Source organism: Variovorax sp. Soil_C_19, from assembly GCF_057657255.1.
The window spans coordinates 153,347-175,721 of record NZ_JBDGIV010000009.1 but is presented as its reverse complement, the minus strand read 5'-3'; the positions used below and the strand labels follow the sequence as shown (position 1 = coordinate 175,721).

27 protein-coding genes are annotated in these 22,375 nt (G+C 67.8%); 13 read left to right on the top strand and 14 right to left on the bottom strand.

The annotated features are described in order from the left end of the window. Window position 1: 1 nt before the first annotated feature. Window positions 2-688 (bottom strand): SCO family protein, encoded by a 687-nt coding sequence (locus AC3A6R_RS18645; RefSeq protein ID WP_487865188.1) that lies wholly within the window; start codon window positions 686-688, stop codon window positions 2-4. Further along, complete coding sequence (locus AC3A6R_RS18640; RefSeq protein ID WP_487865187.1) at window positions 669-1,481, bottom strand: SURF1 family protein; 813 nt, start codon at window positions 1,479-1,481, stop codon at window positions 669-671. The genes AC3A6R_RS18645 and AC3A6R_RS18640 overlap by 20 nt, the downstream gene beginning before the upstream one ends. Window positions 1,482-1,517: 36 nt before the next feature. Between AC3A6R_RS18640 and AC3A6R_RS18635 the strand changes: the two genes are divergently transcribed. After that, window positions 1,518-1,739 carry a twin transmembrane helix small protein gene (locus tag AC3A6R_RS18635; protein WP_487862823.1) on the top strand — a complete coding sequence of 74 codons (222 nt, stop codon included), beginning with the start codon at window positions 1,518-1,520 and terminating at the stop codon, window positions 1,737-1,739. A 77-nt stretch (window positions 1,740-1,816) separates the two neighbouring features. Here AC3A6R_RS18635 and AC3A6R_RS18630 read toward each other — a convergent pair whose 3' ends face one another. From AC3A6R_RS18630 to AC3A6R_RS18595, 8 genes are all read right to left on the bottom strand, one after another. Next, window positions 1,817-2,698, bottom strand: coding sequence for a cytochrome c oxidase subunit 3 (locus tag AC3A6R_RS18630; protein ID WP_487862822.1), 882 nt, complete (start codon window positions 2,696-2,698; stop codon window positions 1,817-1,819). Window positions 2,699-2,759: 61 nt separating this feature from the next. After that, window positions 2,760-2,972 carry a DUF2970 domain-containing protein gene (locus tag AC3A6R_RS18625; protein WP_487862821.1) on the bottom strand — a complete coding sequence of 71 codons (213 nt, stop codon included), beginning with the start codon at window positions 2,970-2,972 and terminating at the stop codon, window positions 2,760-2,762. Beyond that, window positions 2,969-3,595, bottom strand: a complete 627-nt coding sequence (locus tag AC3A6R_RS18620) for a cytochrome c oxidase assembly protein (RefSeq protein WP_487862820.1) — start codon at window positions 3,593-3,595, stop codon at window positions 2,969-2,971. The genes AC3A6R_RS18625 and AC3A6R_RS18620 overlap by 4 nt, the downstream gene beginning before the upstream one ends. Window positions 3,596-3,620: 25 nt before the next feature. Further along, window positions 3,621-3,737 carry a cytochrome oxidase small assembly protein gene (locus tag AC3A6R_RS18615; RefSeq protein ID WP_487862819.1) on the bottom strand — a complete coding sequence of 39 codons (117 nt, stop codon included), beginning with the start codon at window positions 3,735-3,737 and terminating at the stop codon, window positions 3,621-3,623. Between the two features lie 35 nt (window positions 3,738-3,772). Further along, window positions 3,773-5,404 carry a cytochrome c oxidase subunit I gene (gene ctaD, locus AC3A6R_RS18610; RefSeq protein ID WP_487862818.1) on the bottom strand — a complete coding sequence of 544 codons (1,632 nt, stop codon included), beginning with the start codon at window positions 5,402-5,404 and terminating at the stop codon, window positions 3,773-3,775. Between the two features lie 55 nt (window positions 5,405-5,459). Continuing rightward, on the bottom strand, window positions 5,460-6,638 hold the full coding sequence (gene coxB / locus AC3A6R_RS18605) for a cytochrome c oxidase subunit II (protein ID WP_487862817.1): 1,179 nt from the start codon (window positions 6,636-6,638) through the stop codon (window positions 5,460-5,462). A 59-nt stretch (window positions 6,639-6,697) separates the two neighbouring features. Beyond that, window positions 6,698-7,174, bottom strand: coding sequence for a DUF2244 domain-containing protein (locus AC3A6R_RS18600; RefSeq protein WP_487862816.1), 477 nt, complete (start codon window positions 7,172-7,174; stop codon window positions 6,698-6,700). 158 nt (window positions 7,175-7,332) lie between these two features. Beyond that, entirely contained in the window at window positions 7,333-8,250 is a 918-nt protein-coding gene (locus tag AC3A6R_RS18595) for a class I SAM-dependent methyltransferase (protein ID WP_487865186.1), read from the bottom strand. A 23-nt stretch (window positions 8,251-8,273) separates the two neighbouring features. On the opposite strand from AC3A6R_RS18595, the gene AC3A6R_RS18590 reads away from it, so the two are divergent. The 3 genes from AC3A6R_RS18590 to AC3A6R_RS18580 all read left to right on the top strand — a co-directional run bounded on the left by AC3A6R_RS18590 (window position 8,274) and on the right by AC3A6R_RS18580 (window position 9,891). Beyond that, window positions 8,274-8,990 carry a ComF family protein gene (locus AC3A6R_RS18590; RefSeq protein WP_487865185.1) on the top strand — a complete coding sequence of 239 codons (717 nt, stop codon included), beginning with the start codon at window positions 8,274-8,276 and terminating at the stop codon, window positions 8,988-8,990. A gap of 29 nt (window positions 8,991-9,019) precedes the next feature. Further along, window positions 9,020-9,481, top strand: a complete 462-nt coding sequence (gene trmL, locus AC3A6R_RS18585) for a tRNA (uridine(34)/cytosine(34)/5-carboxymethylaminomethyluridine(34)-2'-O)-methyltransferase TrmL (protein WP_487865184.1) — start codon at window positions 9,020-9,022, stop codon at window positions 9,479-9,481. Window positions 9,482-9,591: 110 nt separating this feature from the next. After that, window positions 9,592-9,891, top strand: a complete 300-nt coding sequence (locus AC3A6R_RS18580; protein WP_487862812.1) for a DUF4148 domain-containing protein — start codon at window positions 9,592-9,594, stop codon at window positions 9,889-9,891. Between the two features lie 6 nt (window positions 9,892-9,897). Here the strand turns inward: AC3A6R_RS18580 and AC3A6R_RS18575 are convergent, their stop codons facing one another. Together AC3A6R_RS18575 and AC3A6R_RS18570 are read right to left on the bottom strand one after the other, a co-directional pair. Continuing rightward, window positions 9,898-10,359 carry a MaoC family dehydratase gene (locus AC3A6R_RS18575; RefSeq protein ID WP_487865183.1) on the bottom strand — a complete coding sequence of 154 codons (462 nt, stop codon included), beginning with the start codon at window positions 10,357-10,359 and terminating at the stop codon, window positions 9,898-9,900. A 54-nt stretch (window positions 10,360-10,413) separates the two neighbouring features. Then, a complete protein-coding gene (locus AC3A6R_RS18570) occupies window positions 10,414-11,034 on the bottom strand; it encodes a nucleotide-binding protein (protein ID WP_487862810.1) in 621 nt (206 codons plus the stop codon). Window positions 11,035-11,123: 89 nt separating this feature from the next. Here AC3A6R_RS18570 and kefF point away from each other — a divergent pair, with 89 nt between their 5' ends. Together kefF and kefC are read left to right on the top strand one after the other, a co-directional pair. Next, a complete protein-coding gene (gene kefF / locus AC3A6R_RS18565; RefSeq protein WP_487862809.1) occupies window positions 11,124-11,753 on the top strand; it encodes a glutathione-regulated potassium-efflux system oxidoreductase KefF in 630 nt (209 codons plus the stop codon). Window position 11,754: 1 nt separating this feature from the next. Further along, window positions 11,755-13,617 (top strand): glutathione-regulated potassium-efflux system protein KefC, encoded by a 1,863-nt coding sequence (gene kefC, locus AC3A6R_RS18560; protein ID WP_487865182.1) that lies wholly within the window; start codon window positions 11,755-11,757, stop codon window positions 13,615-13,617. A 4-nt stretch (window positions 13,618-13,621) separates the two neighbouring features. Here the strand turns inward: kefC and AC3A6R_RS18555 are convergent, their stop codons facing one another. Further along, on the bottom strand, window positions 13,622-14,488 hold the full coding sequence (locus AC3A6R_RS18555; protein ID WP_487865181.1) for an amidohydrolase family protein: 867 nt from the start codon (window positions 14,486-14,488) through the stop codon (window positions 13,622-13,624). A gap of 103 nt (window positions 14,489-14,591) precedes the next feature. Between AC3A6R_RS18555 and AC3A6R_RS18550 the strand changes: the two genes are divergently transcribed. From AC3A6R_RS18550 to AC3A6R_RS18520, 7 genes are all read left to right on the top strand, one after another. Further along, window positions 14,592-15,365, top strand: coding sequence for a crotonase/enoyl-CoA hydratase family protein (locus AC3A6R_RS18550; RefSeq protein WP_487865180.1), 774 nt, complete (start codon window positions 14,592-14,594; stop codon window positions 15,363-15,365). Continuing rightward, window positions 15,362-17,215 (top strand): feruloyl-CoA synthase, encoded by a 1,854-nt coding sequence (locus tag AC3A6R_RS18545; RefSeq protein ID WP_487865179.1) that lies wholly within the window; start codon window positions 15,362-15,364, stop codon window positions 17,213-17,215. Before AC3A6R_RS18550 ends, AC3A6R_RS18545 begins: the two co-directional genes overlap by 4 nt. Before the next feature lie 19 nt (window positions 17,216-17,234). Beyond that, window positions 17,235-17,999, top strand: a complete 765-nt coding sequence (locus AC3A6R_RS18540) for an SDR family NAD(P)-dependent oxidoreductase (RefSeq protein ID WP_487865178.1) — start codon at window positions 17,235-17,237, stop codon at window positions 17,997-17,999. A 34-nt stretch (window positions 18,000-18,033) separates the two neighbouring features. Beyond that, the gene (locus tag AC3A6R_RS18535) at window positions 18,034-19,023 is read left to right on the top strand and encodes a Bug family tripartite tricarboxylate transporter substrate binding protein (protein ID WP_487865177.1); all 990 of its coding nucleotides are present in this window, start codon (window positions 18,034-18,036) and stop codon (window positions 19,021-19,023) included. 17 nt (window positions 19,024-19,040) lie between these two features. Next, complete coding sequence (locus AC3A6R_RS18530; RefSeq protein ID WP_487865176.1) at window positions 19,041-20,795, top strand: acyl-CoA dehydrogenase family protein; 1,755 nt, start codon at window positions 19,041-19,043, stop codon at window positions 20,793-20,795. Window positions 20,796-20,898: 103 nt separating this feature from the next. After that, complete coding sequence (locus tag AC3A6R_RS18525; protein WP_487865175.1) at window positions 20,899-21,378, top strand: SRPBCC family protein; 480 nt, start codon at window positions 20,899-20,901, stop codon at window positions 21,376-21,378. After that, window positions 21,362-21,715 (top strand): ArsR/SmtB family transcription factor, encoded by a 354-nt coding sequence (locus AC3A6R_RS18520; RefSeq protein WP_487865174.1) that lies wholly within the window; start codon window positions 21,362-21,364, stop codon window positions 21,713-21,715. Before AC3A6R_RS18525 ends, AC3A6R_RS18520 begins: the two co-directional genes overlap by 17 nt. On the opposite strand, the gene AC3A6R_RS18515 is transcribed toward AC3A6R_RS18520, so the two are convergent. Next, on the bottom strand, window positions 21,654-22,292 hold the full coding sequence (locus AC3A6R_RS18515) for an NAD(P)H-dependent oxidoreductase (RefSeq protein WP_487865173.1): 639 nt from the start codon (window positions 22,290-22,292) through the stop codon (window positions 21,654-21,656). The genes AC3A6R_RS18520 and AC3A6R_RS18515 overlap by 62 nt on opposite strands. Window positions 22,293-22,375: the final 83 nt, after the last annotated feature.

The following is a 22,375-nucleotide window of genomic DNA, read 5'->3' as shown; positions in this document are numbered from 1 at the left end:
GTCAGCGTCCTGCCTCGTCCCACGAGGAAGAAGCGCGCAGCAGGCGATCGAGGTCGCGTTTGGCCCGACTCGCGCCCTTGGCATCCATGCCAGCCGGAAAACGCATCATCCAGTTGCCCATCGGGTCGACCACGTACAGGTGATCGGCGAGCGCATGGCCGGGCACGGGCGCCAGCCAGCCGGCCAGCTCGGCGGCCGGCACGCGCAGCACCGTGGCGCCGTGCAGACCGTTATCGAGGCGCTCGGGAATGGGCGCCGCGTCGCTCACGAGCCAGACGCGGTCGAGCCGGTCTTTCTCGCGGCCGAGGCTTTCGCGCAGCTGGCGCTGCAGGTAGAGATGCTGTTCGCAGAGCGCGTTGCAGGCTGCGTCGGCCACCGCGACCAGCAGCCACTGGCCCTTGAGCGTGGCCAGGTCGACGGGTGCGCCGTTGCGATCGGTGGCGCCGAAGGTCGGCAGCGTGCGCTGCGGATCGATCAGCTCGCCATACACGCTGCGCCCGTCGGGGCGGATCACGTAGTAGGTGAAGTAGGACGCGATGACGGGCGCCGCGCACATCAGCATCACGGCGATCATCTTCCAGCGCCCGACGACCGTGCGGCGGCCTTCGGCGGCGTCGAGCGCCTGGTTGGGCGAGGGCATCGAATGCACCGTCAGGCCCAATGGTTCGTCAGAAGCGGTCTGCTGCATCGCGTGTGCGGCGCCTGGAGCGGCGGAAGGGGGCAATGATTTGGAACCAGACATAGAGGATGACGACGAGGGCGGAGAGCCCGAACCACTGGAATGCATAGCCGTAGTGCTTCTCCAGACCCAGAGCGGGTGCCGGCCAGTCGCGCTGCAACCCCTCGGAGGCGGGGCCGATCTGCTGCAGCGACACGTCGGTGCGCAGCGGCAGCTTGGTTTCGGCGCGATACGCTTCCAGGTCGAGATTCTGCCGGATGGGCGAAGACCCCGCGGCATCCGGTGCCGAGGCGGCGGTGGCCGGCTTGCTGGCGAATTCGAAAAGGTGGCCGGGCGGGGGCTCGATCAGGCCGGTGACTTCGACGATGCCGGGCGGCGTCTCGACCGCGCCGAGCTGCGTGCGGTCATTGAAGTTGCGCTGCACCCAGCCGCGCTGCACCATCACGGTCTGTTCGCTGCCTTCCAGCGCGAACGGGGTCAGCACGTAGAAGCCAGGCACCCCGTGCATCTGACGGTTGTCGAGGTACACCGTATGCGGCGTCAGCCACAGGCCGCGCAGCCGCACCGGTCGGTGCAGCTCGTTGACGGGCGACGCCAGTTCAAGGAAGCCGGCCTGTTCGAGCGGCGGCTTCTGCTTCTGGGCGTCGATCTCGGCCTGCAGCGTCTCTTTCTGCGCGGCGCGCGAGAGCTGCCAGCGGCCCAGCGAGACCGTGGTGCAGACGGTCAGCACCGCGGCGAGCGTCACCACCAGGAAGCGGCCCTGGCGGGGCCGCGTACCGGCGCGAAGGGGTTCGGGCGTCACTGGAGCGGATGAGGCATGCGGCCGATAATCGGGTTCATGAAATATTTCATCGCCCTTGCTTTCGTGGGCATCTTCGCGAGTCTGGCCTTCGCGCTCTTCTACATGCTGAAAGACGGGCGCAACGGGCGCGCCAAGACCGGCGGCATGGCGCGCGCGCTCACCTTTCGGATAGGCCTCTCGGTGATTTTGTTCCTCTGCATGCTGCTGGCCTGGAAATTCGGCTACATCCAGCCCACCGGGCTCCCGGTCGGCAAGTAGATGGTGCTCGTTCCACGAGAACCATGAAAAAGGCGCCTTACGGCGCCTTTTTTGTTGTTGCATGCCGCGAGGTTCGGTCAAAGCCAGTAGACCAACACGTAGAGGCCAAGCCAGACCACGTCCACGAAGTGCCAGTACCAGGCCGCCCCCTCGAAACCGAAGTGCCGATCGGGCGTGAAGTGACCCTTCTGCAGGCGCAGCGTAATGAACAGCAGCATCAGCATGCCGATGAACACGTGCAGGCCGTGGAAGCCGGTCAGCATGAAGAAGGTCGAGCCGTAGGCGCCGGAACTGAGCTTGAGGTTCAGGTCGGTGTACAGGTGGTAGTACTCGTAGCCCTGCACGCCCAGGAAGACCACGCCGAGTAGCACGGTGAGCCACATGAAGCGAATCGTCTGCGCCCGGTGGCCGACGCGCAGTGCGTGGTGGGCGATGGTGAGCGTGACGCCCGAGCTCAGCAGCAGCGCGGTGTTGATCGTGGGCAGCCAGAACGGACCGACGGTCTGGAACGGCTCGACGATGTCGGCCGGCGAACCGGTCACGCCTGCGGCGACGCTGGGCCAGACGGCCTTGAAGTCGGGCCAGAGCAGTGCGTTGTCGAGGCTGCCGAGCGTCGGCAGCGCGTGCGTGCGGGCCCACCAGAGCGCCGTGAAGAACGCGCCGAAGAACATCACCTCCGAGAAGATGAACCAGCTCATGCTCCAGCGGTACGACAGATCGATCTTGTGGCCGTACTGGCCGCTTTCGCTCTCGCCGACGGCGGCCCGGAACCAGGTGAACAGCGTGCCGAGCCAGATCACCATGCCGAGCAGGAGCGACCATGCGCCCCACTGGTGCCCGTTGATCCATTGCCCTGCGCCGAGAATGACGAAGAACAGGCCGATCGCGGACAGCACCGGATAGGCCGATGGCCCTGGCACGAAGTAGTAAGGCGTGGTGCCGTGGGTGGATGAACTCATATCAGCTCCTGGCTTTCTTTCTTCTCTCGACTCGATGGGTACTGGATACAGCGGCTCATGCTCAGGGCGCCACCGCGAAGCGCACCAGCAGCACAAGGCCGACGATGAAAAGGATGACCATGACAAATGCCACGGCGATGATGTGCAGCGGATTCAGCTTGGCCAGATCGTCCTGGTAGGCGCTTTTCTTGCGCACGCCGAAGAACGACCAGCACACGGCCTTGACCGTGCCCCACAGCGTGCCCTTGCGCGACGGTGTTTCCGGAGCGGTCACGAGCGGGGCTCATTCGCAGGGCTCGAAACGGTGGCCACGGGCGCCGCGGGCGTGCGTCCGCCGACCTCGAAGAAGGTGTACGACAGCGTGATGGTCTTCACGTCCTTCGAGATCTTGGGGTCGATCACGAAGGCGACGGGCCATTGCTTCTTCTCGCCCGGATCGAGCGTGTACTGGGTGAAGCAGAAGCACTCGAGCTTGTTGAAGTGCGGCGCGGCCTGCTGCGGCGCATAGCTCGGGATCGCCTGCGCGGCCATGCGGCGGTTCTGCACGTTCTGGAACTCGTACATCACGGTGTTGAGCTGGCCGGGGTGCACCTGCATCGTCCGCTCGGCGGGCTTGAACTCCCAGAGGCCGCCGCGCACGTTGGAGTCGAACTCGACCGTGATGGTGCGGCTGGTGTCGACCTGCGAGTTGTCGGGCACACGCACGTTCTTGCCGCCGCTCGCGCCGCCCGGCACCTCGAGTTCGTTGAGCGCGAGGATGTTGATGCCGGTCATTTCGCAGATCGCACGGTAGAGCGGCACCAGTCCGTAGCCGAACGCGAACATGCCGCAGGCCACCACGGCCAGCTTGCCGACCATGCGGACGTTGGCGCGCCGGATGCGTTGACCGAGGCTCATGCTGTGGTGGCTCCGTGGGTCGTGCTCAGCGGGCGCCGAACCAGATCATGCGGACCATGAAGCCGACGAAGAAAATCAGCGCGATGGAGGCCAGCGTAAGCCCCATGCGTCGGTTGTTTCTTTTCTGCTCTGGCGTGGTCATGGTCGTCGTCGTGCGGGCCGCGGGCCTGGGAAGGTTCAGCCGATCACCTTGGTGGCGGTCGGATCGAGCTTGGGCGGATTCTCGAAGGTGTGGAAGGGCGCCGGCGACGGCACTTCCCACTCGAGGCCTTCAGCGGCTTCCCAGGGCTTCTGGGGAGCCGGCTCGCCCTTGCCGAGCATGTTCGGCAGCACGATGAACAGGAAGAAGTACACCTGTGCGAGGCCGAACCCGAAGGCACCGACCGAAGCCACCGCGTTGAAGTCGGCGAACTGCATCGGGTAGTCGGCATAGCGGCGCGGCATGCCCGCCAGGCCCAGGAAGTGCATCGGGAAGAAGGTGATGTTGAACGAGATCAGCGACCACCAGAAGTGGATCTTGCCGCGCGTCTCGCTGTACATCACGCCGGTCCACTTGGGCGCCCAGTAGTAGTAGCCCGCGAACATGGCGTACAGCGAGCCGGCCACCAGCACGTAGTGGAAGTGGGCCACCACGTAGTAGGTGTCCTGCAGCTGGATGTCGATCGGCGCCACGGCGAGGATCAGGCCCGTGAAGCCGCCCATCGTGAACACGAAGATGAAGCCCACGGCGAACAGCATCGGGGTCTCGAAGGTCATCGAGCCCTGCCACATGGTGGCGATCCAGTTGAAGATCTTCACCGCCGTCGGCACCGCGATCAGCATGGTCGCGTACATGAAGAACAGCTGGCCCGTGACCGGCATGCCGGTGGTGAACATGTGGTGCGCCCAGACGATGAACGACAGGATCGCGATCGACGAGGTGGCGTACACCATCGAGGCGTAGCCGAAGAGCTTCTTGCGCGCGAAGGCCGGCACGATCTGGCTGATGATGCCGAAGGCCGGCAAGATCATGATGTAGACCTCGGGGTGGCCGAAGAACCAGAAGATGTGCTGGTACATCACCGGGTCGCCGCCGCCGGCGGGGTTGAAGAAGCTGGTGCCGAAGTGGCGATCGGTCAGCGTCATCGTGATGGCGCCGGCGAGCACGGGCATCACCGCGATCAGCAGGTAGGCGGTGATGAGCCAGGTCCAGCAGAACATCGGCATCTTCATCAGCGTCATGCCCGGGGCGCGCATGTTCAGGATGGTGACGATGATGTTGATCGAGCCCATGATCGACGAGGCGCCCATGATGTGCATCGCGAAGATGCCGGCGTCCATCGAGGGGCCCATCTGCAGCGTGAGCGGCGCGTAGAGCGTCCAGCCCGCGGCGGGCGCGCCGCCGGGCATGAAGAACGAACCCACGAGCATGATGGCCGCCGGGATCAGCAGCCAGAAGCTGAAGTTGTTCATGCGCGCGAACGCCATGTCCGACGCGCCGATCTGCAGCGGGATCATCCAGTTCGCGAAGCCCACGAAGGCCGGCATGATGGCGCCGAACACCATGATCAGGCCGTGCATCGTGGTGAACTGGTTGAAGAGTTCGGGGTTCACCACCTGCAGGCCGGGCTGGAACAGCTCGGCGCGGATCAGCAGCGCGAGCACGCCGCCCACCATCAGCATCGTGAAGCTGAACAGCAGGTAGAGCGTGCCGATGTCCTTGTGGTTGGTGGCGAACACCCAGCGGCGCCAGCCGGTCGGCGCTTCGTGATGCTCGTCGTGTGCGTGGCCGTCTTGAACGTGACCGTGGGGGTCGAGGACTGCACTCATTTCGTTGTTCCTTGCAATTTCTTCGTCGCGGTGCGCTGTGGCTCGATCTTCGCGATCACTTGCCGCGCAGGGCCAGAACTTCGGCCGGCTGCACGATCTGGCCGGTCTTGTTCGACCAGCTGTTCTTGGTGTACGTGGCGACCGCCGCGAGGTCGGTGTCGCTCAGCTGCTTCCAGGCTGGCATGGCGCCGTTGTTCTGGCCGTTGAGCAGCACCAGCAGCTGGACCTTGTGGTCGGGGTCGATCACCTTCGGGCTGGCGTCCAGCGCCTTGATCGGACCGGCGCCCTTGCCGTTGGCCTGGTGGCAGGCCGCGCAGTTGGCCGCATAGACCTTCTCGCCGCGCACCATCATTTCGGGCAGGGCCCAGACCTTGCTCGGGTCGTCGAGCTTGGCCGCGGCTTCCTTGCGCTTGGTGTCGACCCAGGCCGTGTAGTCGGCGGCCGAGACCACCTTCACGTGGATCGGCATGTAGGCGTGTTCCTTGCCGCAGAGTTCCTGGCACTGGCCGTAGTAGTCGCCCACGGTCTCGGCACGGAACCAGGTGTCGCGCACGAAGCCGGGGATCGCATCCTGCTTGATGCCGAGCTGCGGCACCGCGAACGCGTGGATCACGTCGTTGGCCGTGGTGATGATGCGGACCTTCTTGTCCACCGGCACGACGAGCGGGTTGTCGACCTTGAAGAGGTAGTCGACAGGCACGTCGCCCTTGGCGCCGGCGTCGGACATGGCACGGTGCGAGCTGTCGAGCGTGGAGATGAACGCCAGGCCCTCGCCCTCGCCATTGAGATAGTCGTAGCCCCACTTCCACTGGTAGCCCGTGGTCTTGATGGTGAGGTCGGCATTGGTGGTGTCCTTCTGGGCCACCAGCACCTTGGTGGCGGGCAGCGCCATCACGATCACGATGAGGAAGGGCACGATGGTCCAGATGACCTCGACCACCACCGACTCATGGAAGTTCGCGGCCTTGTGGCCGACCGACTTGCGGTGCTTCCAGATCGAATAGAACATGACCGCGAACACGGCAACGAAGATCACCGTGCAGATGATCATCATCACCGTGTGGAGGAAATGCTGTTCCTGCGCGATCTTGGTGACGCCGATCGGGAGGTTCAGCTGGCGCACCGAGGGGCCGCCGGGCAGATCGTTGACTGCGTGCGCCGCGCCGCTGAAAGCCGCGCCGGCCGCCAGCAACAGATTTGCCAGCCTGTACTTATTGCGCCAAATGCTCTTCATCGTGTTCACGTTTCTTCAATTTTTTCAACAAACCCAACCCAGCAGCGCCGCGCGGACCCTCAGGCGCCACGCAACGCCATGCGAATCTCGCGCGCCAATGCGGCCCGCAACTCCGGGCGCACAAAGCGCCCCACCCTGACCGTCCGCCCCTGGCCCGAGACCTCGATCAGCGAACGATCGCCCGACCAAGGCTCGATGCGGACCTGATGCGGCAGGAATTCCGTGCGCTCAAAGTCACCCCCGTTCTCGAGCTCCACCACCAGCCGGCCGCCCTGCAGCGCGATCCTCTCTCCGTCGGTCGCGTGCCGTGCATACAGCATGAAGGCGAAACCCACCGCCGCCAGCTCGAGCCAGGCAAAAGGCAGGACCAACGGCGCCCCGTTCAGCCAGAAGGCCGTGCCGATACCGAGCGATACCACGCACAGCGATGCATAGAGCCAGCCCAGCTGGCTCGGCGTCACCGAGCAGTTGCGCTTCAGGAACCATTGGATGCCCTGGCCTGAAACGGTGGCAAAGCGAAACACGGAATTCGACACGGGCGAGTTCTGCAAATCGGTGCGTCGACGCTGTCCAATCCCTTGTCTCCACAGGATCCGGCAGACCTCGTTCGCGGAACCATTCCCGCGAGTTTCACGCAACGGCGGATTGTAGCGGGTCGAGAGAGGCGGCCGCTCGTGAAATGCGTGTTCGCGGCCTACGGCCCGGGGCGGCCGCGCTGGAGCATCGAACGCATTTCGCGCAGGGAAACCGCGCTCTCGGCCGACAGCGCCACGCGCGGTGCCGGCTTGAAGGCATGGCCATAGATCACTTCGAAGGTCATCGCGATGCCACCGCCGCCGGCTTCTGCCGGTGCCAGCTCGGGCAGCGCGCGCTTCAGCGCCGCGTGCCAGGCCTTGCCGCGCAGTGCCGGGAAGCGCGCGGGATGCAGGTTGCGCCCAAGCGTGCGCAGCTCGGCCAGCGCCGCCTCGGGCGTGGTCCAGGTCAGCACGATGCGTTCCATGTCCATCACCGGCTCCGCGAAGCCGGCATGCACCAGCATGTCGCCCCAGTCGTGCATGTCGGTGAATTCGTGACCCGCCGCCGGCCAGCCGAGCCGGGCATGCAGCGCGCGCAGTTCGCGCACCGTGTCGGGTCCGAGACACGAGAACATCAGGAAGCCGTCGGTGGCGACCAGGCGATGCCAGTGCGCGATGAGCGCCTCGGGGTCGGCGGCCATGTGCAGCGACATGTTGGCCCAGAGCAGGTCGACGCCGTCCTCGGGCGGCGGCTCGAAGCGCGTGCGGCCGCCAGCCTGCCAGCGGCGCGCGCTCCACCAGGGCGCGGCGAGCGCCTGGCCGGTTGCGGCGGCGAGCGCCGGTTCGGGCTCGATCACGAAGGAGGCGGCATCGCTGTAGCGCCGGGCCACCAGGTCGTGTGCCTCGAGCCCGCCGCGCAGCGGCGCCCAGTCGGCCCAGGTGCGCGGCTGCGCCTTGATCCATTGCAGCCGGTCTTCCATGCGGCGGCCCACTTCCTCGTGCAACCAGGGCGATCCGGCCTCGGGCACGGTCCGGCGCCAGCGCGAAGCCGCCGTGGGGTCGATGGTCGGCGGTCTTCTTGCGGGGTCGGTGGCCATGGGGCCGTGAGTATATTGAGCCCATGTTCAGCCGCTGGGGCCACCGGCCTTTGACCTCTCTGCTCGCACGGCTGCCCAGCCAGTGCGAGGTCTGCCGCGCCTGGCCTTCGCAGCGCGTCTGCGATGCCTGCGTGGCCCGCTTCGCGCCGCCGACCACGCGCTGCGCCACCTGCGCCTTGCCCGTGCCCGCGGGCGTGGTGCGCTGCGGCGAATGCCTGCGCGATCCACCGCCGCTCGATGCCTGCCTCGCCGCCTGCGCCTATGCGTGGCCCTGGCCGGAGTGCATTGCCCAGTTCAAGTTCCGCGGCGAAGCCGGTTGGGCCGGCCCGCTGTCCACGCTGATGCGCAGCGTGCCGTGGGTGGAGCCGGCGCTCGAGCGCTGCGGCCTGGTGCTGCCGATGCCGGTGGCGCCGGCGCGGCTACGCGAGCGCGGCTTCAACCAGGCGCTCGAGCTCGCGCGCCGGCTCGCCCCGGCCAAGACCGATGCCACGCTGCTGCTGCGCACGCGCGAGACGCCGCCCCAGCGCGGCCTCGCGCGCGCCGAGCGGCTGCGCAACCTGCGGGGCGCCTTCGCCGTCGAGCCCTTGGGCGCCGAACGCCTGCGCGGCAGCCGCGTGGTGCTGGTCGACGACGTGATGACGAGCGGCGCCTCGGTGTTCTCGGCCGCCGCGGCGCTGCGGCTGGCCGGCGCCGCGCATGTGACGGCGATCGTGTTCGCGCGCACCGACCCGCCGCATTGAGCGGCCTCGCCCGCGCCGACAATCGGCGCATGTTCCATATCGTTCTGGTCCACCCCGAAATTCCCCCTAACACGGGCAACGTGATCCGCCTTGCGGCCAACACCGGCTGCGCGCTCCACCTGGTCGAGCCGCTGGGTTTCTCGATGGACGACCGGCTGCTGCGCCGGGCCGGACTCGACTACCACGAATATGCCGAGGTCAAGCGGCACGGCAGTTGGGAGGCGCTGCTCGACAGCGAACGTCCGGCGGCCGAGCGCATGTTCGCGCTCACGACCCGCGGCACGCGCGCCGTGCACGACGTGCGCTTCGCGCCGGGCGACTGGCTGGTGTTCGGCTCGGAAACCAGTGGGTTGCCACCCACGCTGCGCGAGCGCTTCGGCGAAGCCCAGCGGCTGCGGCTGCCGATGCGCGAGGGGCAGCGCAGCCTGAACCTGTCGAACGCCGTGGCGGTGACGATCTTCGAAGCCTGGCGGCAGAACGGTTTCGGCTGAACATTTTTTCGCCGGTGGTGTATCCAACCGGCGTTCGGCTGCGTATAGAAGAGCACGTACGGGGCACAACTGCACCCGACCTCTTCAATCATTCTTTCAAGGAATTTGCCATGGCCATGAACCTCTCCACCCTCCTCGTCGCTGCATCGGCAGCCCTCGCCGCAACGACCAGCGCGCAAGCCTTCCAGGGCGAGCAGAACCCGCTGCCGCCCGCGCCGTTCCAGTCGACGCTGTCACGCGCCGAAGTGCAGGCACAGGCGCGCAACCCGCTGCAGATCAGCAATGGCAGCACCGGCGTCCATCACCTCGCCGGCTCGAAGATCGATCGCGCAACGGTGCGCGCCGGTGCGGTCGGCATCACGGCGGACGGCCACTCCGCCTATGGCGAGGCATCCGGCACGATGCTCTGACGTGCTTCAACGGTAGCGGCGCGCCACCGATTCGGCCACGCAGGCCGGCTTGGCCGCGCCTTCGAGCTCGATCGTGGTTTCCCAGGTCATCTGGTAGCCGTCATCGGCGATCGGCTCGGCCGTAAGCAGCTTCATGCGCGCGCGCAGCCGCCTGCCAACGGGCACCGGCGACATGAAGCGCACCCGGTTGAGCCCGTAGTTCACGCCCATGCGCGACTCGACCACCTCGATCGCCGTCTCGAAGAAGCGCGGCAGCAGCGACAGGGTCAGAAAGCCATGGGCGATCGGCGCACCAAACGGCCCGTTCTTGGCACGCTCGATGTCGACGTGGATCCACTGGTGGTCGCCGGTCGCCTCGGCGAACTGGTTCACCTGTTCCTGCGTCACGGTGATCCAGTCGCTCACGGCGACTTCCTGGCCCACGCAGGCGGCAAGGTCCTGCAGCGTCTGGAATGTCTTCTTGGTCATGCGCGGCACTCTAGCGGGTTGCTGCATGCAGGCGGTGTCGGCCGCGCGACAGCGTCAGCCTTCGAGCCACTGGCAGATCGGCTGCCACTGCTCGAGGTCGCGCTGCACCCGCCCGGGCGCGATGTCGAACAGCGTCAGTCCGCGCGCGGCGAGCTGCACATAGTTCTGCGTGTCGCGCACTTCGCCGAGCACCGGCACGCCGAGGCTCGCGACGAATTCGCCGAGCCGGTCGGCCGCGAGCGTGCGGGCATTCACGCGCATGCCCACGAGGCCGATCTTCGTCTTCTCGGCGCGGCGCTGCGCCATGAGCCGGTCGATGAAGTCGCGCGTCGCGTAGATGTCGAAGATGCTGGGCTGCAACGGCACGATCACGCGGTCGGCCAGCGCCAGCACCTCCTTGAAGCGCCATCCGTGCAGGCCGGCGGGGGTGTCGAGCACGGCATGCGTGGTGCCCTTCGGCGGGCGCACCACGGCGCTGTCGCCCGACGCTTCCCAGGTGGCGATCGGCCGCGCCTGCGGCGGGCGCAGCCCGAGCCAGAGCCGCGACGACTGCTGGCGGTCCACGTCGCCGAGCATCACGGCATGACCCCGGCTCGCGAAATAGCCCGCAATGTTCGTCGCGAGTGTCGATTTGCCCACGCCACCTTTCGGGTTGGCGACCAGAACCACCGGCATAGATAAGCCCTCCAGAGCTGGAACAGCCCCCATCGTAGTGCCTGCCCCTGCGCCCGGGCGGGCCGGCAACTTTGCGCTATGTTCGCGAAATGACGACAACAACTACAAGATCCGCCGGCGCCATCTATGTGATTGCCGCCCATCCGCACTGGCGCGAATCGCGCGTCAACCGCCGGCTGCTGGCCGCAGCGCGCTCGGTGCCCGGCGTGGAGGTGAACGATCTCTACGGCACCTACCCCGACCTCGCGATCGACGTGCAGGCCGAGCAGGCGCGTCTCGCCCGGGCCAGCCTGGTGGTGCTGATGCACCCGATCCAATGGTATTCGGCGCCCCCGCTGCAGAAGCTCTGGTTCGACGACGTGCTCGGCTACGGCTGGGCCTACGGCCGCGGCGGCACGGCACTCCAGGGCAAGGACTGCTGGCTCGTCGCCACCACGGGCGGCCCCGAGCGCAGCTACCACCCGCAGAGCTACAACCGCTATTTCTTCGACGCCTTCCTGCCTCCCTACGAGCAGACCGCCACGCTCTGCGGCATGCGCTTCCTGCCGCCGCTGGTCTTGCATGGCGCGCGCAGCGCCTTGGAGGCGGAGGTCGAGGCCCACCTGGAAGTTTTCGTGCAACGCCTCCAGAGCTATCCCGACTGGCCCGAGATGGACGAACTCGATGCCTGCATCGCCTGCCCGGTGCCGCAGACCGACCGGCCCGCGGAGTCGACCTGAGATGGAACACGCACCCGCCTGGCTGACCAGCAGCCTGATCTACCTCAGCGCCGCGGTGCTCGTGGTGCCGCTTTCCAAGGCACTGGGCCTCGGTTCCATCATCGGCTACCTCGTCGCGGGCATCGCCATCGGCCCGTGGGGGCTCGGCCTGGTCTCGAGCGTCGAGGAGGTGCTGCATTTCGCCGAGTTCGGCGTGGTGCTGATGCTGTTCCTCGTCGGCCTCGAACTCGAACCCAGGCGCTTGTGGAACCTGCGCCGGCCGATCTTCGGCTGGGGCACCGCGCAGGTGCTCGCCTGCGCGGTGGCGCTCTTTGCCGTCGGCTTTGCGGTGGGCGCGCCATGGCGCGTGGCGCTGGTCGCGGCGCTCGGCCTTGCGCTGTCCTCCACGGCGATCGCGCTGCAGGTGTTCGGCGAGCGCAACCTGCTGAAGGCGCCGAGCGGCCAGGCCGGTTTCTCGATCCTGCTGTTTCAGGACGTGGCTGCGATCCCCATCCTCGCGCTGCTGCCGCTGCTGGCCGGCGCCACGGCCGCCGAGCCGGCGATCTCGGGACTGGACCGCACGCTCGAGGGCCTGAAGATCGTCGGCGTCATCGCCGCCATCATCCTTGGCGGCCGCCTCGCGTTGCGGCCGCTCCTGCGCTGGATCGCGCGCAGCAACACGCCCGAGATCTTCACCGCCGCGGCGCTGCTGGTGGTGGTGGCCATCGCCGCGCTGATGCTGTTCGTCGGCCTCTCGATGGCGCTCGGCGCCTTCCTGGCCGGCGTGCTGCTGGCCGAAAGCGAATACCGGCGCGAACTCGAGACCGACATCGAACCTTTCAAGGGCCTGCTGCTCGGGCTGTTCTTCATCGCGGTCGGCATGTCGATCGATTTCGGCGTGCTGATCGCAAGCCCCGGCATGATGGCGCTGCTCGTGGTCGGCTTCATGGCGATCAAGCTGGCCGTGATCTACGCGCTCGCTAAGGCCATGGGCATCGCCTACCAGGAGCGCCCCGTGTTCACGCTGCTGCTGGCCCAGGGCGGCGAGTTCGCGTTCGTGGTGTTCCAGGCGGCCGGCCCCGACGTGCTGCCGCCCCAGACCACCTCGCTGCTGATCGGGGCCGTGGCGCTCTCGATGCTGCTGTCGCCGCTCCTGCTGGTGCTGCTAGACAAGCTGGTGCTGCCGCGCTACAGCCGGCCACCGGCCACGCAGCTCGAGGAAATCTCGGAGCAGCAGGATGCCAAGGTGCTGATCTGCGGCTTCGGCCGCTATGGCCAGATCGTCGGGCGCATGCTGATGTCGCAGGGCCTTGCCGTCACGGTGCTCGACCACGATGCCGACACGGTCGAGGGCTTGCGCCAGTTCGGCTTTCGCGTGTTCTACGGCGATGCGACCCGCCTCGACCTGCTGCGCACCGCGGGCGCGGGCACCGCGAAGGCGGTGGTCGTCGCGGTCGACGACGTGGAGCAATCGCTCGAGATCGTCGACCTGTTCCGCGCGCACTTTCCGCAGGCGGGCATCGTCGCGCGGGCACGCAACGTGGGGCACCTGTTCCAGCTGCGCGACCGCGGCGTGGAACACATCGAGCGCGAACTCTTCGAATCGTCGCTGCGCAGCGCGCGCTCGGTGCTCGAGGTGCTGGGCTGGCCCGCGGCCGAGGCGCGCGAAACGAGCATGCGCTTTCGCCTGCGCAACCTGCAGCTCACCGACGAGATCTACCCGCACTACAAGGACCGCGCCAAGTTCATTGCGGCCAACAAGGAGGGTCGCCAGCAGTTCGAGGCGCAGATGGCGCGCGAGCGCGAAGAACGACGCCGCCGCGCCGCGGGCGACTGGGACCGCCTCGGCGACGACGAGGAGGCCGACGCGCCGCGCCGGCCTTGAGCCCTCAGCCCTCGAGCTTCAGCAGCCTGACCGCATTGCCCTTCAGGATGCCCGGCATCACCTCGGGCTTGAAGCCCGCGGCCTCGAAGTCCTTCATCCAGCGGTCGGGGGTGATCAGCGGGTAGTCGCTGCCGAACAGCACGCGATCCTTCAGCAGCGTGTTGGCGTACTGCACCAGCTGCTTCGGAAAGTACTTGGGGCTCCAGCCCGACAGGTCGATCCAGACGTTGGGCTTGTGCGTGGCCACGCTCAGCGCCTCGTCCTGCCACGGAAAGCTCGGGTGCGCCATCACGATCTGCATGTCGGGGAAGTCGATCGCCACGTCGTCCAGGTGCATCGGGTTGCTGTATTCGAGCCGCAGCCCGCCGCCGCAGCGCATGCCCGAGCCGATGCCGCTGTGGCCGGTGTGGAAGATGGCCGGCAGCTTGTGCTCGGCAATCACCTCGTAGAGCGGCCAGGCCATCCGGTCGTAGGGATGGAAGGCCTGCACCGTCGGGTGGAACTTGAAGCCCTTGACACCGTGCTCCGCGATCAGCCTGCGCGCCTCGCGCGCGCCCATCTTCCCCTTGTGCGGATCGATGCTCGCGAAGGCGATCATCATGTCGCTGTTCTTCTGGGCGGCCTCGGCGATCTCCTCGTTCGGGATGCGCCGGCGGCCCATGTTCGACTCGGCGTCGACCATGAACATCACCAGCCCGATCTTGCGCTCGCGGTAATAGGCCACGCTCTCCGCGATGGTCGGACGGCCGCTCGAGCCGAAGTACTTGTCGGCGGCGCGGTCGTACTCTTCGCCGTAGTTGTCGAACGGATTCCAGCAACTCACCTCGGCGTGCGTGTGGATGTCGATGGCAATCAGGTTCCGGTGGTCCATGTCGTGGTCTCCAGTACGGGTAAGTCCCTAGGAATCAGTGCGCTCCAGCGCCTTGAATTGGTTATTTATCATAACCATAATCGAACTCACGGACGAACGCAACATGACCCATCCCGACCTTCACCTCGACATCCGCGACGACGTCGCCATCATCCGCCTCGCGCGCGGCGCCAAACGCAATGCCCTTTCGGACGGGCTGATCCTCGCGCTGCGCGATGCCTTCGAGAACCTGCCCTCGAGCGTGCGCGCGGCAGTGCTCGACGGCGAAGGCCCGCACTTCTGCGCCGGTCTCGACCTCAGCGAGCTGAAGGAGCGCGATGCGGGCCAGGGCATGCAGCACTCGCGCATGTGGCACAGCGCGCTCGATCTGGTCCAGCACGGCCCGGTGCCGGTGGTTGCGGCGCTGCACGGCGCGGTGGTCGGTGGCGGCCTCGAACTGGCGAGCGCCTGCCACATCCGCGTGGCCGACCGCTCCACCTTCTATGCGCTGCCCGAGGGCTCGCGCGGTATCTTCGTGGGCGGCGGCGGCTCGGTGCGCATTCCCAAGCTGATCGGCGTGGCGCGCATGACCGACATGATGATGACCGGCCGGGTCTACAACGCCGAAGACGGCGAGCGCGCCAACTTCGCGCAGTACCTGGTCGACGAGGGCACGGCCTTCGACAAGGCGTTCGAGATCGCCAAGCGCGTGGCCACCAACGCGCCGCTGACCAACTACGCGCTGATGCATGCGCTGCCGCGCATCGCCGAGCAGTCGGCCGACCATGGCTTCTTCACCGAGGCCCTGATGGCGGGCATCGCGCAGGCCGCACCCGAGGCCAAGGCCCGCGTGCGCGACTTCCTCGAAGGCCGTGGCGCCAAGGTGAGCAAATCATGACGCCGATTCGCTACCGCCCGCTGACCTTCGGCGTGACGCGCGCCGTGCTGCGCGCCGGCCCGCCCGGCACGCAGTACCTGCAGGCCGAGACGCCGCTCGGCGCGTACCGCGACCGCATGACCGATCGGCTCGTGCACTGGGCCGAGGCCGCGCCCGATCACACCTTCATCGCGGCCCGCGAGCGCCTGCCCGACGGCAGCACCGGCGAATGGCTGCGCGTGAGCTATGCAGAGGCGCTGTCGCGCGCACGCAGCATCGGCCAGGCGCTGCTCGATCGCGGCCTCGGCCCCGAGCACCCGCTCGCGATCCTCAGTGAGAACAGCATCGACCACGCGATGCTCGCGCTCGGCTGCCTCTACGTGGGCGTCCCGTACTGCCCGGTCTCGCCGCCCTATTCGCTCGTGAGCCAGGACTTCGAGAAGCTGCGCCACGTGCTGGCGACGCTCACGCCGGGCCTGGTGTTCGCCGCCGATGCCGCGCGCTATGGCCGCGCCATCGAGGCCGCGGTGCCGCACGACACCGAAGTGGTGCTCGGCGAAGGCCGGCTCGAAGGTCGCGCCACCACGCCGCTGGCCGAGCTGCTCGCCACGCGGCCCACGCCCGCGATCGATGCCGCGCAGCAGGCCACCGGGCCGGACACCATCACCAAGTTCCTCTTCACCTCGGGCTCGACCAAGATGCCCAAGGCGGTGATCAACACGCACCGCATGTGGTGCGCCAACCAGCAGCAGCTGCGCCACTCGATCCCCGCGCTGGGCGAGGAGCCGCCGGTGCTGGTCGACTGGCTGCCGTGGAACCACACCTTCGGCGGCAACCACAACGTCGGCATCGTGCTCGACAACGGCGGCACGCTCTACATCGACGAGGGCAAGCCCACGCCCACCGGCATGGCCGAGACGCTGCGCAACCTGCGCGAGATCGCGCCCACCATCTACTTCAACGTGCCGACCGGCTTCGAGGCCATCGCGAATGCGATGGAGACCGATGCGGTGCTGCGCCGCAACCTGCTCTCGCGGGTGCGCATGTTCTTCTACTCGGGCGCCGCGCTGGCGCAGCCCATTTGGGACAGCCTGCACCGCACGCAGGAGGCCGAGGTCGGCGAGCGCATCGTCATGGGCACCGGCCTCGGCATGACCGAATCGGGCCCGTTCGCGCTCTACGTCACCGGTCCCGACGTGAAGTCGGGCGACATCGGCCTGCCGGCGCCGGGCATCGAGCTCAAGCTGGTCGAGGTCGACGGCAAGACCGAGGTGCGCTACCGCGGCCCCAACATCACGCCGGGCTATTGGCGCGCGCCCGAGGCCACGGCCGAGGCCTTCGACGAGGAAGGCTTCTTCTCGACCGGCGACGCGGTGACGTGGATCGACGAATCGAACATCCACCGCGGCCTACGCTTCGACGGCCGCATCGCCGAAGACTTCAAGCTCGCCACCGGCACTTTCGTGAGCGTCGGGCCGCTGCGCGCGAAGATCATCGCGGCCGGCGCGCCCTACGTGCAGGACGCGGTGCTGACCGGCATCAACCTGAAGGAAGTCGGCGCGCTGATCTTCCCGACGCAGAAGGTGCGCCAGCTCGCCGGGCTCGCGTCCGACGCGCCGATGCAGCAGGTGCTCGAAAGCGCGCCGGTACAGGCGCACTTCCAGCAGCTGGTCGACACGCTCGCCGCAAGCGCCACCGGCAGCGCCAACCGCATCGCCAGGCTGCACCTCGTGGCCGAGCCGCCGTCGATCGACAAGGGCGAGGTGACCGACAAGGGCTCCATCAACCAGCGCGCCGTGCTCAAGCACCGCGCCGCGCTGGCCGATGCGATGCACGCGGGCACGCTGCCCTTCACCCTCATGCCCCGCTAGACATTCCAGGAGACATCCCATGAAGATCCAAGGACAGGCCGCACTCGTGACGGGCGGCGCATCGGGCCTCGGCGAGGCCACCGCGCGCGAGCTCGCAAGGCTCGGCGCCAAGGTCGCGGTGCTCGACCGCAACGCCGAACTCGCCGAGAAGGTCGCGGCCGACATCGGCGGCATCGCCTGCGCGTGCGACATCACTGATACCGACAGCGTGACCGCGGCGCTCGACAAGGCCGAAGCCGCGCACGGCAGCGCACGCATCCTGATGAACGTGGCCGGCATCGGCAGTGCCAAGCGCATCGTCGGCAAGGACGGCAACCCCGCGCCGCTCGAAGACTTCGTGCGCGTGGTCAACATCAACCTGATCGGCAGCTACAACATGGCGCGGCTGTTCGCGGCGCGCTGCGCGAAGCTCGAGGCACTCGACAACTCGGAAAAGGGCGTGATGCTCTTCACCGCGTCGGTCGCAGCCTTCGACGGCCAGGTCGGCCAGCAGGCCTACAGCGCATCGAAGGGCGGGCTCGTCGGCATGACGCTGCCGATGGCGCGCGATCTCGCGCAGCACGCGATCCGCGTGTGCACCGTCGCGCCGGGCCTGTTCGCCACGCCGCTGCTGATGGAGCTGCCCGAGCCGGTGCAGCAGTCGCTCGCGGCGTCGATCCCGTTCCCGCCGCGTCTCGGCAAGCCGTCGGAGTTCGCCGAGCTGGCCTGCCACATCGTCACCAACGGCCATCTGAACGGCGAGGTGATCCGCCTCGACGGCGCCCTGCGCATGGCGCCGCGCTGATCCCATTCCAAGAACATCCAGGAGACACAGCACCATGACCAACCGACGCCAATTCGTGAACCTGCTCGGCGGCGCCGCCGCGCTCGGCGCGCTGCAGCCGCTGACCGCGTTCGCGCAGATCGTGCAGCAGGCCAAGATCTACTACGGCTTCCCGGCCGGCAGCGCTGGCGACAGCGTGGCCCGCCGCGTGGCCGAGAAGCTCGGCGACACCGCGTTCTCGAAGAACAGCGCGGTGGTCGAGAACAAGCCGGGCGCGGGCGGGCGCATCGCGCTCGACACGCTCAAGGCCTCGGTGGCCGACGGCTCGGTGCTGGCGCTCGCGCAGGCCTCGGCGATCTCGACCTATCCGCACATCTACCGCAAGCTCGGCTACACCATGGCCGACTTTGCGCCGATCTCTATCGGCGCCGTCATGACGCACGGGCTCGCGGTCGGCCCGATGGTGCCGGCCAGCGTCAAGACGCTCAAGGACTACATCGCCTGGGCCAAGGCCAACCCGGACCAGGCCAGCTACGGCTCGCCGGGCGCGGGCTCGACGCCGCACTTCCTGGGCGCGCTGCTGGGCATCCACACCGGCACCGACCTGCGGCACGTGCCGTACCGCGGGTCGCTGCCCGCCGTCAACGACGTGGTCGGCGGCCAGATCGCCTCGAGCATGACGCCGGTCGGCGACTGCCTGCCCTTTGCCAAGGCCGGCAAGCTGCGCGTGCTCGCCAACTCGGGCACGCAGCGCCCGGCCTACCTGCCCGACGTGCCCACCTTCACCGAACAGGGCTTTCCCGAGATCGTGGCCGACGAATGGTTCGGCTTCTTCGCGCCAGCCAAGACGCCGGCCGCCACCATTGCTGCCGCGAGCAGCGCGATCCAGGCCGCACTCAAAGACAAGGCCGTCGCCGACGGGCTGCTCGCGGTCGGCCTGGTGGCCAGCGGCTCCTCGCCCGAGGACATGCGCAAATCGCTCCAGTCCGAATTCGACCGATGGGGTCCGCTGGTCAAGAAGATCGGCTTCACCGCCGAGTCCTGATAGTTCTTCCACCATCAATGAGCTACACCCCCCGCCCTGAAGACCAGCGCTTCCTCCTGAACGCGGTGCTCGATGCACCGTCGCAGCTGCGCGCGCTCGCGCCGTTCGCCGAAGTGGATGATGCGCTCTGTCAACAGGTGCTCGGGGAGGCGGCGCGCTTCGTCGGCGAGGTGATCGCGCCGCTCAACCGCGGCGGCGACGAGATCGGCTGCCGCTTCGCCGATGGCGAGGTCACGACGCCGCCCGGCTTTCGCGAGGCCTACCGCGCCTTCGTCGACGGCGGCTGGCCCGCGCTCGCGGTCGCGCCCGAAGACGGGGGCCAGGGCCTGCCGACGGTGCTCGAGGCCATCGTCTACGAATGGATGACCGCGGCCAACCACGGGCTCACGATGGCGCCCGGCCTGCTGCATGGTGCCTATGCCTGCCTCAAGCACCACGGCAGCGATGCGCTGAAAGCGCGCTACCTGCCAAAGCTCGCGAGCGGCGAATGGCTGGCGACCATGTGCCTCACCGAAGCCCATGCGGGCAGCGACCTGGGCCAGGTGCGCACACGTGCCGTGCCGCAGGCCGACGGCAGTTTGCGCGTCGCCGGCAGCAAGATCTTCATCTCCGGCGGCGAGCACGACCTCACGCCGAACATCGTGCACCTCGTGCTGTGCCGCCTGCCCGACGCACCCGCCGGGCCCAAGGGGCTTTCGCTCGCGCTGGTGCCGAAGCACCTGCCTGACGGCGCGCGCAATGCGGTGCACTGCGAACGCATCGAAGAAAAGATGGGCCTGCACGCGAGCCCCACCTGCGTGATGCGCTTCGACGAGGCCACGGGTTGGCTGGTCGGCGAACCGGGCCGCGGCCTGGCCGCGATGTTCGTGATGATGAATGCGGCGCGGCTGCATGTGGCGCTGCAAGGCATCGGCCTGCTCGACGCCGCGTGGCAGAAGGCCAGCGCGTATGCCGCTGAGCGCCGCCAGATGCGCGCGCCCGGCCCCGCGCCCGCCAGCCGCGGCAGCGAGGCCGCCGACCTGATCGCCGAGCATCCCGCGATCCGGCGCATCCTCGACACGCAGCGCGCCTGGGTCGAGGGTGCGCGCACCCTCGCCTACCGCAGCGCGCTGATGCTCGACGTGGCCGCGCACGACGCCGATCCCAAGGCGCGCGAGCGCGCGCAGCGCTGGTGCTCGCTCGTCACGCCGGTGCTCAAGGCGGCCTGCACGCACCAGGCCTTCCATGGCGCGAGCGATTGTCTGCAGGTGTTCGGCGGCCACGGCTACGTGCGCGAATGGGGCATCGAGCAGATCGTGCGCGACGCGCGCGTGACCATGATCTACGAGGGCACCAACGAGATCCAGGCCATCGACCTGCTGGTGCGCAAGGTGCTGCCCGACGGCGGCGCCGCGATGTCGGCGCTGCTGCTCGAGCTGCGCGACACGCTCGACGCCGCACGCGAGGTCGATGCCGACGTGCAGCGGCGCCTGGCGCAGCTGCGCTACCTGGGCACCACGATCGCGATGGCCGCACATGCCGACCCCGCGCTGCCGCACGAGGTGGCCGACGACTACCTGCGCCTCGTGATGCTCGCGCTGCTGGCCTGGGCCTGGGCGCGCATCGACGCCGCCGAGGCCACGCCAACGGAACGCGCCGCACGCACCGCGCCCGCTGCGGCCTTCCGGCGCTGGGTGCTGCCGGAGTTCGAGATGCGCCACGGGATCGTCAAGCGCGCCTGCGAGGGGATGGCGCTGTCGCATGCGGCTGCGAAGACTCTCGCGCAGCCTTGAACGAAGAGCAACTAATAAGTTGCATATCTCCGAAAAGCGTTGAACAATCAACAGGCAACCATTTTGTTGCCCATTGATGTCCACCCTTCTTCAGGAGACCGCCATGCCCATCGACGCCCCCACCGAACCCACCGACCTCATCGAGCGCAGCATCGTCATCCAGGCGCCGCGCACGAAAGTGTGGAACCTGTTGTCCGACGCCGAGACCTTCGGCCGCTGGTTCGGCGCCGACCTGCAAGGACAGCGCTTCACGCCCGGGGAGGTGACGCGCGGGCCGATCACGATCGAGGGCTTCACGCATGTGATGTTCGATGTTCGCGTCGAGCGCGTCGAGCCGCAGGACCTGCTTTCCTGGCGCTGGCACCCCTATGCCGTCGATCCCGAGGTCGACTACAGCCAGGAAGAACCCACGCTCGTCACCTGGACGCTGCACGACGCGCCGGGCAACGCCACCCTGGTCAAGACGGTGGAGTCGGGTTTCGACAAGGTGCCGCCGCACCGCCGCCTCGAGGCCTTCCGCATGAACACGGGCGGCTGGAAAGAGCAGCTCGACAACGTGCGCCGCCATGCCGAACAAGGCTGAGCCGCCCGCCATCGCCGCGCCGCCCGAGCGGCTCGCGAACGTGTTCTTCGCGCTCGGCGATGCCACGCGCCTGCGGCTGGTGGCCGTGCTGTGCGCGGGCGGCGCCTTCTCGATCGCGCAGCTCACGGCCAGCACCGACATCAGCCGGCAGGCCGTGACCAAGCACCTTCAGGTGCTCGGCGATGCGGGGCTCGTGACCGACCTGAAGATCGGCCGCGAACGGCTCTGGCAGTTCGATCCCACGCAGCTCGAGGAGGCACGCCGCACGCTCGAAGTCATTGGACGGCAGTGGGAAGCGGCGCTGGCGAAGCTGAAGGCGTTCGCCGAATCGGACTAGACGCCACCTTGCCACCGAGCGCGTCGGCCAACTCGAAGTTCTCGCGCCAGTCGCCATCGGCTGGCTCGAGCAGCAGTTCGGTGCGCGGCACCTGCGCGCCGCAGTAGTCGAAGATGCCGTGGTCGATCTGGGTCCGCATGGCGCCGAAGTAGCCATGCCGCGCATAGGTGCGCCAATCCGCGCCGCCGACCGCGGCCAGGTACACCGGCAGCCCGCTGAGCTTTCGGGTCAACGGTGTGCCGGGCGCCTCGTCGTAGGCCCAGCCGTTGGAAAACACGCGGTCGATCCAGCCCTTGAGCAACGCTGGAAACGACCACCAGTACACCGGATAGACCAGCACCAGCGCATCGGCACGGTCGATGCGCGCCTGCTCCGAAAGCACGTCGGCGGCGGGCGCGCGTCGCTCCCGATGCACCGCGACGTCGTGTTCGGTGAAGCGTGGATCGAAGCCTTCGGCCGCCAGGTCGGCGATCTCGGCCGAATGCCCGGCGCGGCGCACGCCTTCGGCGACGCGTGCCGCGATGGCATGGGTGGCGGAGCTGGGCTTGGGATGGGCAACGACGATGAGCGCATGCATGAGGAGACTCCTTCGCTATATACGTTTGGTAGGTTAATGCCTGCAATGTACCATTCGTACATAACCACACCGAACACCCCGAC